Source organism: Olsenella profusa DSM 13989 (assembly GCF_030811115.1).
In the GTDB taxonomy this organism is placed as follows: domain Bacteria; phylum Actinomycetota; class Coriobacteriia; order Coriobacteriales; family Atopobiaceae; genus Olsenella_F; species Olsenella_F profusa.
The window spans coordinates 455,202-469,966 of record NZ_JAUSQK010000001.1; the positions used below are offsets into that span (position 1 = coordinate 455,202).

Here is a 14,765-nt window from a genome sequence, read left to right on the forward strand (position 1 = left end):
AACCCGTGCCACATCGACCGCCTCCTCATGTGCCGGAGAGCTCCTGTCGCCCAAGGGCGATACCCACCGCAGGGCACCGTGTCCTTGTGACGAGCGAGCTCAGAAAGACATGAAACCTCCAATACAGCATTATCGGTAAGCGTGATTCCAGATAGCGACCCATCACGTTCCACATGTGCCGATATGGCAACAGAAGCGTTCCAATATATGCTGTTTTTTTAATCCAGATCCAGAAATGTATATATCTATACAGATTACATTCAGATATAAAAGATTCAGGCTATTTACAGCATTTTATGCAGAACGTCACACTCATGGATAAGAAAATGAGAGTAATCTCACGCAATTTAAGTTTTCTTTATGGTAAGGCGACGGAGGGGGCTAGGAGCGTCCGAGCATCCTGTCGAGCCGGGCGCGCGTCGCCGGGTCGAGGCGGTCCTCGAGTGTGAGGTGCTGGTGCGTGCGCTCCACGCGCTCCCGCTCCATCTCATGGGACAGCTGCTTGACATCCGTCACCAAGACGTCGCTCGACACGCGCGTGACGGGGACGCCACCCACCGTCGCCCGGATGGTGTTGTCCGACGTCACCACCGTCACGGCTCGCGGGACGAGGCGCGCCGACGTCACCAGACGTTCGATGACCGTATCGGCACTCTCACCCGCCTGGGAGAAGATGATGCGCACGCCAGCCCTGGACAGGTTGGGGCGATCGGGGGAGACGTTACCCGCGGCATCAAACACGATGGTCGCCTCATAGCGCCCCTGGGCGTAGGTGGCGACGTCCGCCACAAGCCGCTCGCGCGAGCGCTCGAAGGGGTCGCCCGGGTCGGTCTCGTCCATGAGGACGGTGTAGCGGGGACTCTTGTGGATGACGTTATAGCCATCGACGACCAAGAGCTCGTGCGGTTGCCTAGGCATCTGCGCGCCCCCCTGCGGCCGTGGTGCGACGCAGCCACTCATAGCACATGACCGTGGCCGCCTGGGCCACATTGAGCGACTCCACGCGCCCGCGTTGCGGAAGCCTGCACGTGAAGTCGCAGCTCTCCCGTATCAGACGCGAGATGCCCGTGCCCTCGGACCCCATCACCAGACAGAGGCGGCCCTCGACGGGGGCCTGCCACACGTCATCCTCCGCGTGCTCGGTGGAGCCGCAGACCCAAAAGCCCGCCGCCTTGAGCTCATCGATGGCACGGGAGAGGTTGGGGACCTGGGCGATGGGCACATGGAGCACCGCACCGGCAGAGGTCTTGTAGGAGCCGACGCCCACGCCCGCCGCACGCGCCCCGGCGATGATGACGCCTGCCGCACCGACGACTTCGGCGGAGCGCACGATGGCACCGAAGTTTCCCTCGTCCGTCACGTGATCGAGCAGGATCACGAGGGCATCCCCCGTGCCTGCGGCGACGATGACATCCGCCAGCGAGGCATAGGAGTATGGACGGACCTGCACCATGATGCCCTGATGGGCGCCATGGGAGCTCAGGACATCGAGACGTGCCTTAGGCACGTACGCCATCGGCACGTCCGCAGCCAAAAGGCGCGACACCAGATGCGCCAGCGTGGCATCCGAGCCCTCGGCGCCGCCCTGCACGAGGGCGCGCTCGAGGGGCACGCGCGCCTCGAGCGCCTCGGCGACGGCACGACGCCCCTCGATGAGGTCGCCGGCCGCCTGCTTTCCCACCTGGCCTTGGTGCCCTCGCCGAGGATGCGCACCGGCGCCCCGCACGTCCCGCGCTGGCCGAGCGGCACGCTTCCTGCTGGTGGGCCTACCCCTGCCTCGTGCCATCGTGACCCTATGCCCTCCTCTTGGAGGGGCGCAGGCGTGCGCCAGCCGCCGTATCCTCGACAACGAGTCCCAGGCTCGCGATGCCATCACGGATGGCATCCGCACGCGTCCAGTCCCTTGCCGCACGCGCCTCCTGACGGGCGGCCAGGAGGGCATCGGCCGCCCCCTGCGCATCGTCTCCGGCATAGCCCGCATGCTCGCGGGCAAGGCCCACCAGCTCGAAAGGCAGCTCGTCCTGGCCACCCACCTCGCCGAGGTCGATGCCCAGCACGCCCAACAGCTCCACCAGCAGGTCGGCGGCACGCAGGACGGGAGCGGTCGTCAGGGCGCCGCCCGCATCCGCAAGGTACGTGTTGGCGGCGCCCATCAGCGAAAAGATGGCCGCGAGGGCACCGGAGGTGTTGAAGTCGTCATCCATCTGTCGCGTGAACTCTGCCTGTGCCTCCTTGCAGACGGCCGTGAGGGCGCGGTCGGTGTCGTCAAACGCACCGTCCTGCGGGGCGTTCCTTGCGGCCCAGCGCAGGTTCTTGATGCAGCTGGTCAGACGCTCCACGGTGCCCACCGCACCATCGAGCTGGTCGGTCTGGAAGTCGAGCGCCGAACGGTAGTGGGTCTGCAGCATGAGCAGGCGCACGGCATGGGCGGGACATCTGTCCAGAACGTCCTTGAGCGTGAGGAAGTTGCCCAGGCTCTTGGACATCTTCTCGCCGTTGACGCGCAGCATGCCCGTATGCATCCATAGGTTGGCGAGGGGCGCGTGCCAGGCACACCGGGCCTGGGCACACTCGTTCTCATGGTGCGGGAACACGAGGTCCTGCCCACCGCCGTGGATGTCGATGGGGGCTCCCAGGTAGCGATGGATCATGGCGCAGCACTCCGTATGCCAGCCAGGGCGGCCCTCACCCCAGGGGCTGGGCCAGCTGGGCTCCCCGGGCTTGGCCGCCTTCCAGAGCGCGAAGTCGAACGGGTCGCGCTTCTCGTCGTTGACTTCCACGCGCTCGCCCGCGCGCAGCTGGTTAAGGTCGCGTCCGGACAGCATGCCATAGCTGGCATCGGAACGCACGGAGAAGTACACGTCGCCGTTTGCGGCGACGTAGGCGTTGCCGTTGGCGATGAGCGTGGAGATCATGTCCTGCATGGCCTCGACCTCATGCGTGGCGCGCGGGCGCACATCGGGATCGAGGATGCCAAAGCGGCGCATCTGCTCGATGAAGGCCTTCGCGTACTGTTCGGAGACGTCCGCAGCGGCACGCCCCTCCTCGTTGGCACGGTTGATGATCTTGTCGTCCACGTCCGTGAGGTTCTGCGCAAAGGTCACCTGATAGCCCCTGTAGACGAGATAGCGACGGATGACGTCGAACGCCAGGAACGTGCGGGCGTTGCCGATGTGGATCTGGTCGTACACCGTGGGCCCGCACACGTACATGCGGACCTTGCCCTCCTCCATGGGTCTGAACTCCTCTTTGCGGTGTGTCTGGCTGTTGTAGATGAGCATGTCGCTGATTCCTCGCCTCGAGAGTTGGGAGTGCCACCCCAGAGTGTACTCAATGTCACCCAAGCCGTCGCCCGCGGCGCATGCCCCCTCGCTCCCTGTACTTGTCCAGGATGAAGGGTGCCGCAAGCAGCAGATACACCAGGTAGCCCGACTCCACCGTCAGCGAGCTGTTGTAGACGGAGAGCCACACCGACAGCAGGGCGACGATGCCGCAGCAGTTGGTCATGACCCTGAGGTCAACGTCCCTATAGCGCTTCAGCTTGCTCACCACGAACACGCCCAGGAAGAAGGCCTCGAAGCACACGAGCCCACTCAGGCCCGTCTCGATGTAGACGTGTGCATCGGAGAACCACGTGTAGTGCAGCCAACTGAAGTGGTCATAGAACGAGCTCATCAGCACCTCGAAGCTTGAGGTGCTGCAGTTGCCGAGACCAAAGCCGAACAGGCGCGTGAGGGGGTCGTCCGAGAAGAACATGGACGTGATGCGGCTCAGGGCATCCAGACGGCTCAGGTCGCCCGTACCCGTATAGCCCGCGTCGCCCATGTACTCGATGATCGTGCCATCGGTAAAGAAGCTGATCCCCGAACCGGCGAAGAAGAACTGCATGGCGAACAGACCCGCGGCGATGCCGGCCACCATCACAAGGACAAGTACCACCGAGCGGGAGGTCATGCGCTCGCTCAGCAGGGCCAGTAGCACGATGATGGGAAGCTCGAAGAAGTACACCTTGAGCTCGGCAATCGACACCAGGTAGAAGCACAGGAGCAGCGTCACGACAAGCTTGGGAAGCGACGTCCTTCGCGCAAGGTACTCCAAGACGGAGATGACCGTGGTGACGGCGATCAGGATGTTGAGGTAGCCGTTGCCCCCCTGCAGGACCCCAAAGGAGCCACCGATGTAATCCCCGGAATATCCCATGGCCAGCTCGAGCGAGCAGAGCCCCACGTTGACAAGGAAGAGCGCCTTGAAGAAGGTGGCCATCCTCAGGACGTCACGCACGCCCAGGAGCGCCACGCAGCAGACGAAGAAGGCATAGAACCTGAAGATGTTCCTGAGGCCCCAGAGGTACAGGAGAGGGGATCCCCCTGCACGGAGGCCCCCTATCACCGTCAGGACGAAAAACGCCAGCAGCAGCCCGTAGACGTATCGGTAGTAGACGCCCCGGTTGTCGTACCTTCCCCGAATGAGGATGGCGCCAAAGAGAACCAGGTTTATGGCGTCGAGCAGGTAGGTGATGGTACCGGGGACACCGAACATGTCCCGCAGGAAGCCGAAGGTGGCCAGGAGGCACAGCTCGATCCAGATCAGGGACCCTGCCGTCCTCTCGATGAGGACGCCTCCCCAGAGACCTTGGGCCATGCCTCGCCTCGTGACACCTTGGCGAGGGGAGGCGTGCGCCCCCACGACCGATGCGCCCCTCATGGGCATATCCTGCCGCATGGGCTAACGCCGCCATGGGCGTCTGCGTCCGATACGCCCCCGCGGGCTCCCGTAGAGGAATCCCGTCATCTGGATGTTGGCCAGCCTCAGCCTTCTCTGTATCTCGGCGACGGCCGACTGCTTTGTCCGCTCCGAGGAGATCGAAAGGAAGACCATGCCCAGCATGTCCGCCAGCATCAGGGCACCATCGCTCGAGAGCGGGGAGGGCAGGGCCGCCACGACGCAGTCATAGTCCGCCCTGAGCTCCTCGAGCACCGACGCCATCCGATCGTCCCGCAGCTCCTGTCCGAGGTCGCCACGAGGCTTCCCCGGGGCAATGAAGCAGAGGCCCCCATCCTCCACGCGCTGCGTGACATCGGCAAGGGACGCCTCGCCGGCCAAGAGCCCCGCGAGGCCCATGGACGGGCTAAGGCCCAGCAGCTTGCCACAGGACGCGTGCTGCGTGTCACAGTCGAGCAGGAGCGTGCGCTCTCCCCCCTGGGCACATGACGTCGCGATGGACACCGCGTTTCTCGCAGCGGACCTTTTGCCATCAACGTCCATCACAGCGATGGTCCGCGCGGCATGACGCGGCAGGAGGGGCAGAACGTCCCCGGCATCGATGATGGCAGGCATGCCGAAACGCTCCTCAAGCTCCTCCCGACTCCCAACGCCCCGGTTTCGCCCGTCCCTGACCACCACGACTATCGCCATGGTCATGAAGCCGATGACAAACCCAATGGCGGCATTGAGCCTGTTCGATGGCGAACTCTGGCTCGTGGCCTCCTGTGGGGGCTCCACGACCGACAGGGAGCCCCCGTTCATGATCGTGGACATGTAGTCCGGGGCAATCCTGACGAGCGACTGTGCAAGTTGATAGGCATCCTGTGGCGAGGAAGCCGTGACGGTCACCGTCACCAACGGGGCCTTCTGCTCGACCTGTGTCGAGACGACCTTGCTGGCCAGGGCTGGATCGGCGTACTCCTCGAGATGGGCGTCATGGGCGGCCCTTGCAACCATCTCACCACTCCCGAAGACGAAGGCATAGGTACTGGCCAGGGAATTCGAGGTGTTGGCGTCATCGATGACCGCATAGTCCGTAGCTGTGCCCTCCGCGCCTTCGGTCTGGTTGTTCGGCCTGTTGCTGACATATATGGTAAACGACGACTGATACCGTGGAGGTATGCTCGTCACCGTGTACTCGAAGAAGAGTGCGCCCACGAGCGCCCCTCCCACAAGACACGCCAGCATGTGCCTCCCGACGGCCCTGAACGCGTCAGCGAGCCTGAGCCCCCGCTCCTCGTCGTATGAGACGTCTATGTACCCCTTGTCCATAAGGCTAGCCCCACTCTGTGATGACTCTGCATTTCATAAGCAAACGCCAGGCCCTCTCCCGCGGCGCGTTCGTGGTGGCGCTCGGCCGCAGAGCGCGCATGCGCCGCACGCCACCACCACGCCAAACCCCCGGTCGCTCTCCCCACAGGCATCGAGCGCGCGGGCCCTTCTGCCACCGGCTCCATCATAGTGCCCGTCCATCGGGAAGGCCGTTGGCGGCAATCAGGGCCCCTCCCTCCTCCTCTGTGACTTGCAGTCTATCGCAGTGGCGCCCCCAGCCAAACCCGGCGACGTCGGCACACGTGGGTACGTGAGGACGAAGCAACAGGTGGAACCAGCAAGAGCCATGCTATCAGTGCAGGGGTGCGCACCACAGGGCATCCATCCCCGTGGTGTCCCTCGGCTCCGGACCCCCTGAGGATGGGCTGTCGCGGGGCGCACCCATCGCGTATCCTTAGACGCGACGGGGCACATCGGGTCGGGCAAAGAAGTTGGTTGGACACATGATTTCGACGAGGGAACAGCTCAGGGGCGTGCTCGACCATGAGAGGGCACTGTATGAGGGTGCCACCGCACGGGATCACCTTGAGCGCATCATCACGCATGACATCAGCCTGAGGGTCTATAGGTTCGTCTCCCTGCTCAGGAAGACCGAGTTTCACCACAACCGATCCGGCCTCCTCAGCAAGCTGTGCTACGCGTGGTATCGGCGAAGGAAGAACATGCTGGGCGAGCGGTTGGGCATAGAGATCTGGGACAATACCTTCGACGCGGGCCTTCGCATCTATCATGCGGGAAACATCGTGGTCAATGGAAACTCCAGAATAGGGAAGAACTGCAGGCTTCATGGCAGCAACTGCATAGGCAACGACGGGTATTCCGAGGGAAGTCCCACGATCGGCGACAACGTTCGCTTGGGGGTGGGCGCAAAGGTCATCGGTGACGTCACGATTGCCGATGACGTGACCATCGCGGCAGGCGCGGTCGTCGTCGACTCCTTTGTGGAGCGGGGCGTCACCATTGGTGGCGTGCCCGCGAGAAGAATCAAGTAGCGTGTCATCGTCGGGTGCCACGGTCGTGACGTGCGCCGTCATGGTATCGTGCAGCCAGCGACAACGATAGGAGATTCCCATGAGACGGCGTGGGACAGATGGCCGGCACGGTTAAGGTCAGCGTGATCGTCCCCGTGTACGGAGTGGAGCGGTACCTGGGACGGTGCATCGAGAGCTTGTTGGGGCAGACCCTCAGACAGCTCGAGATCATACTCGTCGACGATGGGTCGCCGGATGCGTGCCCGCAGATCTGCGATAGGTACGCACGGGAGCATGCGAACGTCACGGTGATCCACAAGAGGAACGAGGGGTTGGGGATGGCCAGGAACACTGGCCTCCTCCGCGCGCGAGGCGACTATGTCGCATTCGTCGACTCGGATGACTACATCGCACGGACGGGCCTGGAGAGTCTCTATGACATCGCCTGCAGACATGGTGCCGATACCGTGCTGGGCGCCTATGCCAGGGTCAGAGGTGACGGCTCGTCCCGCCAGGGGCAGAACCCCCTGGGGGGCAGCGTGTTCACGGGCAGCACCGAGATACTCACTACCGTACTGAGGGGAATGCTGGGGAGTCCGGTCGGCTATCCTGATGACATGTACCAGATGATGTCGGTGTGGCTGGGGATCTATTCCCGAAAGATCATCTGTGACAACGACATCCGATTCTGCTCCGAGAGGCAGCTCATCTCCGAGGACCTCATCTTTGACCTCGACTACTACCCGCACGCGCAGCGGGTGGCCATCAGTGACTGTGACTACTATTACTATTGCGAGAACGGGTCGTCCCTCACCACGGCGTACCGAGGCGATCGCTTTGAGATGGATCGAAGGCTGTACCAGGAGCTCGAGAGACGCTGCACCGCCTTGGGGCTGGACGCGCAGGACAGGCTGGACAGGAGCTTTCTGGGACGGGCCCGCCAGTGCCTCTATGCCGAGGTCAGGTGCCAACCATGGCGCGTCGCTCGGGCCAACATGAGGCGGATCTGCTCAGATGGGTTCCTGACGGAGCGAGTGCGTCGCTACCCCATGCGGCGATACCCCCCCAAGCTGCGCCTGCTTGCCTTCCTTATGGAGCATAGGGCTGTCGACCTGCTGTACGTCATATGCGCCGCATTCAAGTGAGTGCGGCGCACGCTGGGTCTAGGTACGCTCGCCCGGCACCAGCCTGTCGTAGATGTCCTGGTAATGAGTGACCTTCGTCCCCCAGGTGTAGTGCTCGGCCCTTCCGCGCGCCCTGCCGCCCCGACGCTCGCGCTCCTCGGGCGAGGCGATGCACTCGATCAGGGCCTCCTGCAGCGAGCGCACGTAGGAGCCCTGGTCCGTCCCCGCATAGAGCCAGCCCACGCCGGCATCCACCATCTCGGCACCGCCGAAGCGACCTATCGTGATGACCGGCAGGCCACGGGCCATGGCCTCCAGCACGACGCTCCCCGAGGTCTCGCGCAGGCTTGGCATGACCAGCACGTCAGCGTTCTGGTACTCCTCCGTCATCCCCTCGAAGGATGCTGCGCCGGTCAGCACGACACGATCCCGCAGCCGTGCGTCCCCTTGGCAGCGGCGCCCGAGGGCCTCCCGACAGGATCCGTCGCCCACGATGCGACATTCGCAGCGCACGTCAGCCGGTAGCCCGGCAAGGGCGTCCAGCAGGAGGTCGTGACCCTTGCGATAGACGAGCCTCCCAGCAACGAGAATCGTGCAGCCATCGTGCCGCCGACGTCGTCGCCGCGCAAGCTCCTGCTCCCCCACGCCAATCTCTGGATACGGCCTGGCATCCTGGCCCCCACAGAGGTCCCCTAGATAGTCCTGCGTCTCCCTGTTGGCAAACAGCACATGGTCAACCCTGCCCAACACGCCCGACGTGGCCAGGTGCCACCGGCTGAGCGCATTGGCGGCCCGACGCACGAGCTCCTGCGCCTCGTGCCCCTGGGCATAGCCCCTGAGCCCCGGCGGTATGTACTCGGCACCTCCCACGGGCCCGCACACGAAGGGCACGTTCCCAATCCTGCCATAGTCGCCGATGGCTCTGAACTCGACGGGGGTGACCTGGTGGATGAGGTCTATCGCCTCAGAGGCGCAGATGCGCGCGGCCGTGGCGTAGGCACGCCTGTTCCAGATACCCAGGCGCCCGGAATAGAGGGACTCCCCAAGGAGCCTCTTGCACACGGACGGGATGTCCACGTAATGGAAGCGGATGTCGCACGCCGGGTGCGCCGCCAGGTACCTCTCTATCGGCTCGCGCTGCTCCTCCTTGGTCAGCACATGGACACGGTTCGAGCGTGCGCTCTCGAACGGGACGCTCCATCCGATCTTGTCCTCGCTGCCTGCGTAGGGATCGCAGGAGTATGCCACGTAGAGGATGTTCACCGCGTGTTCCCCAGCTGCCCCTTGAGGTCGTCGCCCACGATCTCCTCGCCCGTTCGGTGTCTCAGCTGCTCCAGGGAGGCCGCGCTCAGGCCGTTGTCGGCCACGGCCCCATGGTCACAGGTGCTGCACCGATCCAGCCGCTCCTTGGTGAGCTTCCCGTCGCGATAGTCCCGGCACACCTTGTTCTCGTACATGCTGTACTTCTTCTTCCTGCCCGCCCTCAGGAACTTGTGCACGAGGACCCACCTGAGGGGCGTCAGGATGTGCTTGCGCATGGCAGGCGACACGGAGCCGATCATCCAGCAGTTGCGGTCGCAGTGCCTGACCTTCCCCCTCACCACGTCGGCCTGCACGCTGTTCCAGACCTCATCCCACGTCTGCTCGTTGAGGTTGCCCATGACCTCCTTGCTCTTGGTGCCGTTGCAGGGCATCACGTCGCCATAGGGGTCGATGAAGAAGGTGTCGTAGCTCATGTCACAGGGAAGCAGCCTGGGCTGTCCGTAGATGTAGTTGATCAGGCCGTGGTTGAAGTAGGCCCGAAACCACTTCTTGGGCTCGTTGGAGGCAAGGAGCTCGTTGATCAGGTCCTCGAAGTTCTTCGCGACCATTGGGCGGTTGTGGATGATGTTCCTGGCCTCGACGAAGTAGAAGCTGTTGTGCAGCGACGCCGTGGCGAACTCCATGCCCATCTCGTTGGAGATGCGATACAGCGGCACGAGGTCGGGGGCGTTCGCATCCTGGACCGTCATGCCGAAGCCGACGTCGGTCATCCCCATGTCGCGGAGCTTCTTGAGCGTCGAGTAGCCCCGCTGATACCCGTCCTGCAGGCCGCGAATCTCGTTGTTCGTCTGCTCGAGGCCCTCGATGGATATGCGGATGCCGATGTCGGGAAACTCCTTGCAGAGGTCCACGATGCGATCGGTGAAGAAGCCGTTCGTCGAGATGACGATGCGGTCCGACCTCTTGTAGAGCTCCCGGACGACGTCCTTGAGATCCTCCCTGATGAAGGGCTCACCCCCGGTGATGTTGGTAAAGTACATCCTGGGAAGCTTGGCTATCGTCCCCAGGGAGATCTCCTCCTCTGGCCTCGAGGGCGCCTTGTAGCGGCTGCACATCGTGCAGCGGGCGTTGCAACGGTAGGTCACGATGACCGTGCCGTTGAGCTTCTCGTTGCCCCTGGCCACTCTTCTTCCTGCCATCAGCCTTCCTCTATCCCCCGGCCCGCAGCCGCCCGTAGCGGCCCACGAGATCGCTTATGTACGTGGCCTGGTCGCACCTGGTGAGGACGTACTCCCTGCACGCTGCCTGCATGTGACGGTAGTCCGTCACGTCCATGCTCGTCGCCCTCCCGATCGCCTGCGCAAGCGACCCCACATCCCCCGCCTCGCAGGAGCAGCCTGTCCTCCCCCCCATCACCAGCTCGGGAATGCCTCCTATGCGCGTCCCGATGACGGGCGTGCCCTGGGCGAACGCCTCGATGATCGAATAGGGCATGTTCTCACGCCACACGGAGGGGACCACCGCGAAGGATGCCTGCCGTACGAGCCGCCTCAGCTCATCCCCGCTCTTGGAGCCCACAAGCCGCACGTGATCGGCGCCCTGGGCCTCGCCGAGCAGCTCGAGGAGCGCATCGCGACGGGGACCATCGCCGGCGATGACCAACGACCAGTCCCCCGGCAGTGACGGCAGCACGGCCAGGAAGGCCCTGACGAGCAGCTCGACACCCTTCTCATGTGAGAGCCTGCCAAAGAAGAGCAGGTACGGATGTGTGCGATCCGTTGCATCCCCGGCACCCCCGGCACGTTCCATGAGGTCGTCGGGCGCAAAGTTCTGCATGGCGACGACCTTGTGGGCAGGGATGCCGCCCTCGACCAGCTTGTCCCGCATGAACACGGAGGGGGCGATGAAGAGGCCCACCTTCCCATAGCTCCCATGCCTACGCAGGAACTCCGCCTCCGCGACGGCAAGCGCGCTCTTGGCAAGGGAGGACTTCACGCAGCGCTTTCGCGCACAGTGCATGAAGTGCCCGTCAAGGCAGTCGTCACAGACGGCTCCCCCACCATCGAGCATGGTGTAGGCGGGGCACACGAGCACGTAGTCATGAGCCGTATAGACCACGGGGATGCCCTGGGCCGCCGGTGCATCGAGTATCGAGAAGGAGATCTGCCGGTGCACGAGGTTGAGGTGAATGACATCGGGTCTGAACTCCCTGCACAGGGCATCGAACTTCCTCTTGGCCTCACGCGAGTAGATGAGAGACGTCGCGGACCCCAGCCTCTGGGTCAGGGAGGCGGGCTTGTCGTACTCCCTTGGGGAGACGAAGTACCTGGCCTGCTCACAGGGAAGGTTGCGGTCGTCCTGCATGGAGAAGCACGCCACCTCATGGCCCTTGCTCCTCAGGCCCTCCGCAAGTGCGAAGTAGTAGGCCTCGGAGCCACCCCTGCGGTAGTGGAACTTGTTCACCAGCAGTATCCTCATCAGCCGATCCTCCTTTCTGACGAGGCATGAGGGCCCATGCGCCCTCCGCCCCTGTGGGCGGATGGCGCAGGTGCGCGGACACGGGCACCGAGCCGAAAGGCCATGGGATCGTTGGACGGCTGGGCGCGGGCCTCCCACACCACACCGGCACGTTCCCGGAAGGGTGCGGCATCCACGCCGCCGGAGGCCCCTTTGCCCCTGCCCATCAGGCACGCGATACCATATCATATGCCTGCCGGCAGGCTCACGGGCACATCCTCGCGCCCAGACAAAAAGCGCTCGTGCCGGGTGCCCTCCTCACACGCCCCTCCGCGTGCAGACGGTGCCGCAGGCTCATGCGTCCCACGAGGAGGCCATCGCACCCCATGCGGCCGGCAGCAGGGCGGTCCCGTGCCTCGACTGCCATGGTCATGGGCCCTATTCCCGTCCCAGCAGGCACACGGCCCAGGCGGCGATGCCCTCCTCGCGTCCCACGAAGCCCAGGCGCTCGGTGGTGGTCGCCTTCACGCCCATGTGCTCCACGGGAATGCCCAGGGCCTCTGCCATGGCCATGCGCATGGCAGCGCGGTAGGGGGCGAGCCTGGGAACCTGCGCCGCAATGGTGCAGTCCGCATCCACGACCTGCCAGCCCTCCTCGCGCACCAGGTAGGCAACGCGCCGCAGCAGCCTGCGAGAGTCCGCACCCGCATAGACAGGATCCGTATCGGGGAAGAGCTGGCCGATGTCACCCTGGCGCAGGGCACCGAGCAGGGCGTCCATCAGGGCGTGGATGACCACGTCCGCATCGGAGTGACCGGCGAGGCCGCGGTCGTCGGGCACGGAGACGCCCCCCAGCATGAGCGGGCGACCATCCTCCGGCGCCGCGAAGGCGTGCACGTCAAAGCCATGGCCGATGCGCAGCCGCATCACAGGCCCCCTTCCATGGGGCTGATGCCACAGCCCTCGCTCATGAGGCGCGCCTCCATGAAGGCCTGGGCGATGAGGAAGTCGTTGGGATGAGTCACCTTGAGGTTGGTGGTGGACGTCTCGACGCAGGCGATCCGGCCACCGCGTCGCTCCACGAGCGACGCATCATCGGTCCCCCGGTAGTCGTCAAAGCGTGCCGCGCGATGCGCCGCCTTCAGCGTGCGCGTGCGAAACGCCTGCGGGGTCTGCGCCGCCCAGTAGAAGCTGCGATCGGGCGTGGCCACCACCGTCTCGCCCTCCACGAGCTTGAGGGTGTCCGTGGAGCGCGCGGCGCAGATGGCGCCATCAAGCCCCTCGTCCGCACGAAGCCGAGCGACGCACGTCTCGATGGCAGGGGTCTCGATGAGCGGGCGTGCGGCATCGTGCACGGCGACGAGCGCGAGCGTCTCGTCCATGGCCGCAAGGCCCGCGGACACGGAGTCCTGGCGCGTGGCCCCACCCCGGGCGAGCACCACGGGCGCGTCCAGGCTCACACGCGGGAGCACCTCGCTGCGCACGTCCTGCAGGCGCCCCTCGGCAACCACCAGCACGATCTGCGCCACGGACGGAGCCCGGTCGAACGCGATGAGCGACCAGCACACGATGGGCAGGCCGCAGAGCTCGACGTACTGCTTGCCGCACGCATCGCCAAAGCGTTCCCCTACACCCCCGGCCACGATGAGCGCGCACGTGTCCGCCGACCGCTCGGGCGCGGCGAGGCGCTGGGGCAGGACGCAGGGCGTGGGCGTGAGGCCAGGGACACTCATGCGCGCTTGCCCCACATGCGATAGAGGCTGTTGGCCAGGATGCCGGGGTTCTCGACCCCGGCATCATCCAGACGCGAGGGGTTGCGCTCGATGTCATCCATGAGCTGCTGGAGCGAGCCGAACTCGTCCACGATCTTGTCGGCCATGCCCTTGCGGACCACAGAGACGTTGGAGAGCGTGCGCAGGCCCAACGGCTTGAGAATGGCATCCTCGAGGTCCTCGTAACCCAAAAACTCCGCCACGCGCTTGGGAGAGCGCAGGCTCTCGTTGGCCGTCTTGTGCAGTTCGCGCCGCAGACCCGCCGCATGCTCGGTGGAATGGTCATCCTTCGCATAGTCGCGCAGCAGGAGCGTGTAGTCGTCGGAGGTGGTACCCACGAACTCGTCGCGCTGCATCTTGATGGACTTGCCCGCGGTACCCAGGCGCAGGATGTACTCGTCCAGCTCATCGGAGATCGTGGTCAGCATCTCGAAGAGATAGATGGTCTCCGTGATGTCGGACATCGTGACGTAGTTGTCCAGCTCGAGCGTCGTCAGGCGCAGCAGCGAGCGGTCGAGCTGCGCACGCGTGCTCTGCATGGAGACGAGCAGCTGGTTGACGGTGCTCATGAGTTCGGGGACACCCTTGAGCTGGTAACCCTTGCCCCCAATGTAGAGCGTGACCACCTGACGGCGCTCCGAGACCGAGACGACCAGCGCGTCGGTGAGCAGGCTCATGCGCGCGGCGGTGCGGTGGCGCATGCCCGTCTCCGAGGTGGGCAGTGATGGGTCGGGGTTGAGGTGGTAGTTGGCACGCAGGATCTGCGTGAGGTCGCGGTCGATCACGATGGCGCCATCCATCTTGGCCAGCTCGAAGAGGCGGTTCGCCGTGAACGAGATGTCCAGCTTGAAACCATCGCCACCGGCGCTGATGACGCGGTCGGTGTCACCTATGCAGATGAGGGCGCCCAGGTTCCCGCCTATGATCATGTCAAGCGCGTGGCGCAGGGCGGTTCCGGGCGCCGTCTTCTTGATGGCATCGTGCACGCGGTCCTTGGGGCCGCACTCGATGTCCACGGTGTCTCCCATGCAAACCCCCTTGCCGGAGCCGGCGCGATGGGGCGTCGGCATGTCTGTCACATG

General features: G+C 64.5%; 13 protein-coding genes. 2 read left to right on the forward strand and 11 right to left on the reverse strand.

Annotation, left to right across the window (positions count from 1 at the left end; all coding sequences use genetic code 11):
- Window positions 1-381: 381 nt before the first annotated feature.
- The 5 genes from J2S71_RS02100 to J2S71_RS02120 all read right to left on the reverse strand — a co-directional run bounded on the left by J2S71_RS02100 (window position 382) and on the right by J2S71_RS02120 (window position 6,036).
- The gene (locus J2S71_RS02100; RefSeq protein ID WP_307388473.1) at window positions 382-918 is read right to left on the reverse strand and encodes an NYN domain-containing protein; all 537 of its coding nucleotides are present in this window, start codon (window positions 916-918) and stop codon (window positions 382-384) included.
- Window positions 911-1,681, reverse strand: a complete 771-nt coding sequence (rlmB, locus tag J2S71_RS02105; protein WP_370873199.1) for a 23S rRNA (guanosine(2251)-2'-O)-methyltransferase RlmB — start codon at window positions 1,679-1,681, stop codon at window positions 911-913. Before rlmB ends, J2S71_RS02100 begins: the two co-directional genes overlap by 8 nt.
- A gap of 112 nt (window positions 1,682-1,793) precedes the next feature.
- On the reverse strand, window positions 1,794-3,281 hold the full coding sequence (cysS, locus tag J2S71_RS02110; RefSeq protein WP_307388478.1) for a cysteine--tRNA ligase: 1,488 nt from the start codon (window positions 3,279-3,281) through the stop codon (window positions 1,794-1,796).
- Window positions 3,282-3,336: 55 nt separating this feature from the next.
- Window positions 3,337-4,641 carry a hypothetical protein gene (locus tag J2S71_RS02115; protein WP_307388480.1) on the reverse strand — a complete coding sequence of 435 codons (1,305 nt, stop codon included), beginning with the start codon at window positions 4,639-4,641 and terminating at the stop codon, window positions 3,337-3,339.
- A gap of 84 nt (window positions 4,642-4,725) precedes the next feature.
- On the reverse strand, window positions 4,726-6,036 hold the full coding sequence (locus J2S71_RS02120) for a tyrosine-protein kinase domain-containing protein (protein WP_307388481.1): 1,311 nt from the start codon (window positions 6,034-6,036) through the stop codon (window positions 4,726-4,728).
- 503 nt (window positions 6,037-6,539) lie between these two features.
- Between J2S71_RS02120 and J2S71_RS02125 the strand changes: the two genes are divergently transcribed.
- The gene (locus tag J2S71_RS02125; protein ID WP_307388483.1) at window positions 6,540-7,088 is read left to right on the forward strand and encodes an LbetaH domain-containing protein; all 549 of its coding nucleotides are present in this window, start codon (window positions 6,540-6,542) and stop codon (window positions 7,086-7,088) included.
- 98 nt (window positions 7,089-7,186) lie between these two features.
- Window positions 7,187-8,212 carry a glycosyltransferase gene (locus J2S71_RS02130; RefSeq protein ID WP_307392401.1) on the forward strand — a complete coding sequence of 342 codons (1,026 nt, stop codon included), beginning with the start codon at window positions 7,187-7,189 and terminating at the stop codon, window positions 8,210-8,212.
- 18 nt (window positions 8,213-8,230) lie between these two features.
- Here the strand turns inward: J2S71_RS02130 and J2S71_RS02135 are convergent, their stop codons facing one another.
- The 6 genes from J2S71_RS02135 to disA form a co-directional block, all read right to left on the reverse strand.
- On the reverse strand, window positions 8,231-9,454 hold the full coding sequence (locus J2S71_RS02135) for a glycosyltransferase family 4 protein (RefSeq protein WP_307388485.1): 1,224 nt from the start codon (window positions 9,452-9,454) through the stop codon (window positions 8,231-8,233).
- The gene (locus J2S71_RS02140) at window positions 9,451-10,653 is read right to left on the reverse strand and encodes a radical SAM protein (RefSeq protein ID WP_307388487.1); all 1,203 of its coding nucleotides are present in this window, start codon (window positions 10,651-10,653) and stop codon (window positions 9,451-9,453) included. Before J2S71_RS02140 ends, J2S71_RS02135 begins: the two co-directional genes overlap by 4 nt.
- A gap of 10 nt (window positions 10,654-10,663) precedes the next feature.
- Window positions 10,664-11,932 carry a glycosyltransferase gene (locus J2S71_RS02145; protein WP_307388489.1) on the reverse strand — a complete coding sequence of 423 codons (1,269 nt, stop codon included), beginning with the start codon at window positions 11,930-11,932 and terminating at the stop codon, window positions 10,664-10,666.
- A 417-nt stretch (window positions 11,933-12,349) separates the two neighbouring features.
- Entirely contained in the window at window positions 12,350-12,838 is a 489-nt protein-coding gene (ispF, locus tag J2S71_RS02150) for a 2-C-methyl-D-erythritol 2,4-cyclodiphosphate synthase (RefSeq protein ID WP_021727073.1), read from the reverse strand.
- Entirely contained in the window at window positions 12,838-13,644 is an 807-nt protein-coding gene (ispD, locus tag J2S71_RS02155) for a 2-C-methyl-D-erythritol 4-phosphate cytidylyltransferase (protein ID WP_021727102.1), read from the reverse strand. Before ispD ends, ispF begins: the two co-directional genes overlap by 1 nt.
- Window positions 13,641-14,711 (reverse strand): DNA integrity scanning diadenylate cyclase DisA, encoded by a 1,071-nt coding sequence (disA, locus tag J2S71_RS02160; protein ID WP_021727106.1) that lies wholly within the window; start codon window positions 14,709-14,711, stop codon window positions 13,641-13,643. Before disA ends, ispD begins: the two co-directional genes overlap by 4 nt.
- Window positions 14,712-14,765: the final 54 nt, after the last annotated feature.

What these genes read in the sequence shown, in the direction of transcription:
- J2S71_RS02100 (WP_307388473.1), bottom strand. Translation starts at nt 918, where the DNA reads ATGCCTAGGCAACCGCACGAGCTCTTGGTCGTCGATGGCTATAACGTC.
- cysS (WP_307388478.1), bottom strand. Translation starts at nt 3,281, where the DNA reads ATGCTCATCTACAACAGCCAGACACACCGCAAAGAGGAGTTCAGACCC.
- J2S71_RS02115 (WP_307388480.1), bottom strand. Translation starts at nt 4,641, where the DNA reads ATGGCCCAAGGTCTCTGGGGAGGCGTCCTCATCGAGAGGACGGCAGGG.
- J2S71_RS02120 (WP_307388481.1), bottom strand. Translation starts at nt 6,036, where the DNA reads ATGGACAAGGGGTACATAGACGTCTCATACGACGAGGAGCGGGGGCTC.
- J2S71_RS02125 (WP_307388483.1), top strand. Translation starts at nt 6,540, where the DNA reads ATGATTTCGACGAGGGAACAGCTCAGGGGCGTGCTCGACCATGAGAGG.
- J2S71_RS02130 (WP_307392401.1), top strand. Translation starts at nt 7,187, where the DNA reads ATGGCCGGCACGGTTAAGGTCAGCGTGATCGTCCCCGTGTACGGAGTG.
- J2S71_RS02140 (WP_307388487.1), bottom strand. Translation starts at nt 10,653, where the DNA reads ATGGCAGGAAGAAGAGTGGCCAGGGGCAACGAGAAGCTCAACGGCACG.
- J2S71_RS02145 (WP_307388489.1), bottom strand. Translation starts at nt 11,932, where the DNA reads ATGAGGATACTGCTGGTGAACAAGTTCCACTACCGCAGGGGTGGCTCC.
- ispF (WP_021727073.1), bottom strand. Translation starts at nt 12,838, where the DNA reads ATGCGGCTGCGCATCGGCCATGGCTTTGACGTGCACGCCTTCGCGGCG.
- ispD (WP_021727102.1), bottom strand. Translation starts at nt 13,644, where the DNA reads ATGAGTGTCCCTGGCCTCACGCCCACGCCCTGCGTCCTGCCCCAGCGC.
- disA (WP_021727106.1), bottom strand. Translation starts at nt 14,711, where the DNA reads ATGGGAGACACCGTGGACATCGAGTGCGGCCCCAAGGACCGCGTGCAC.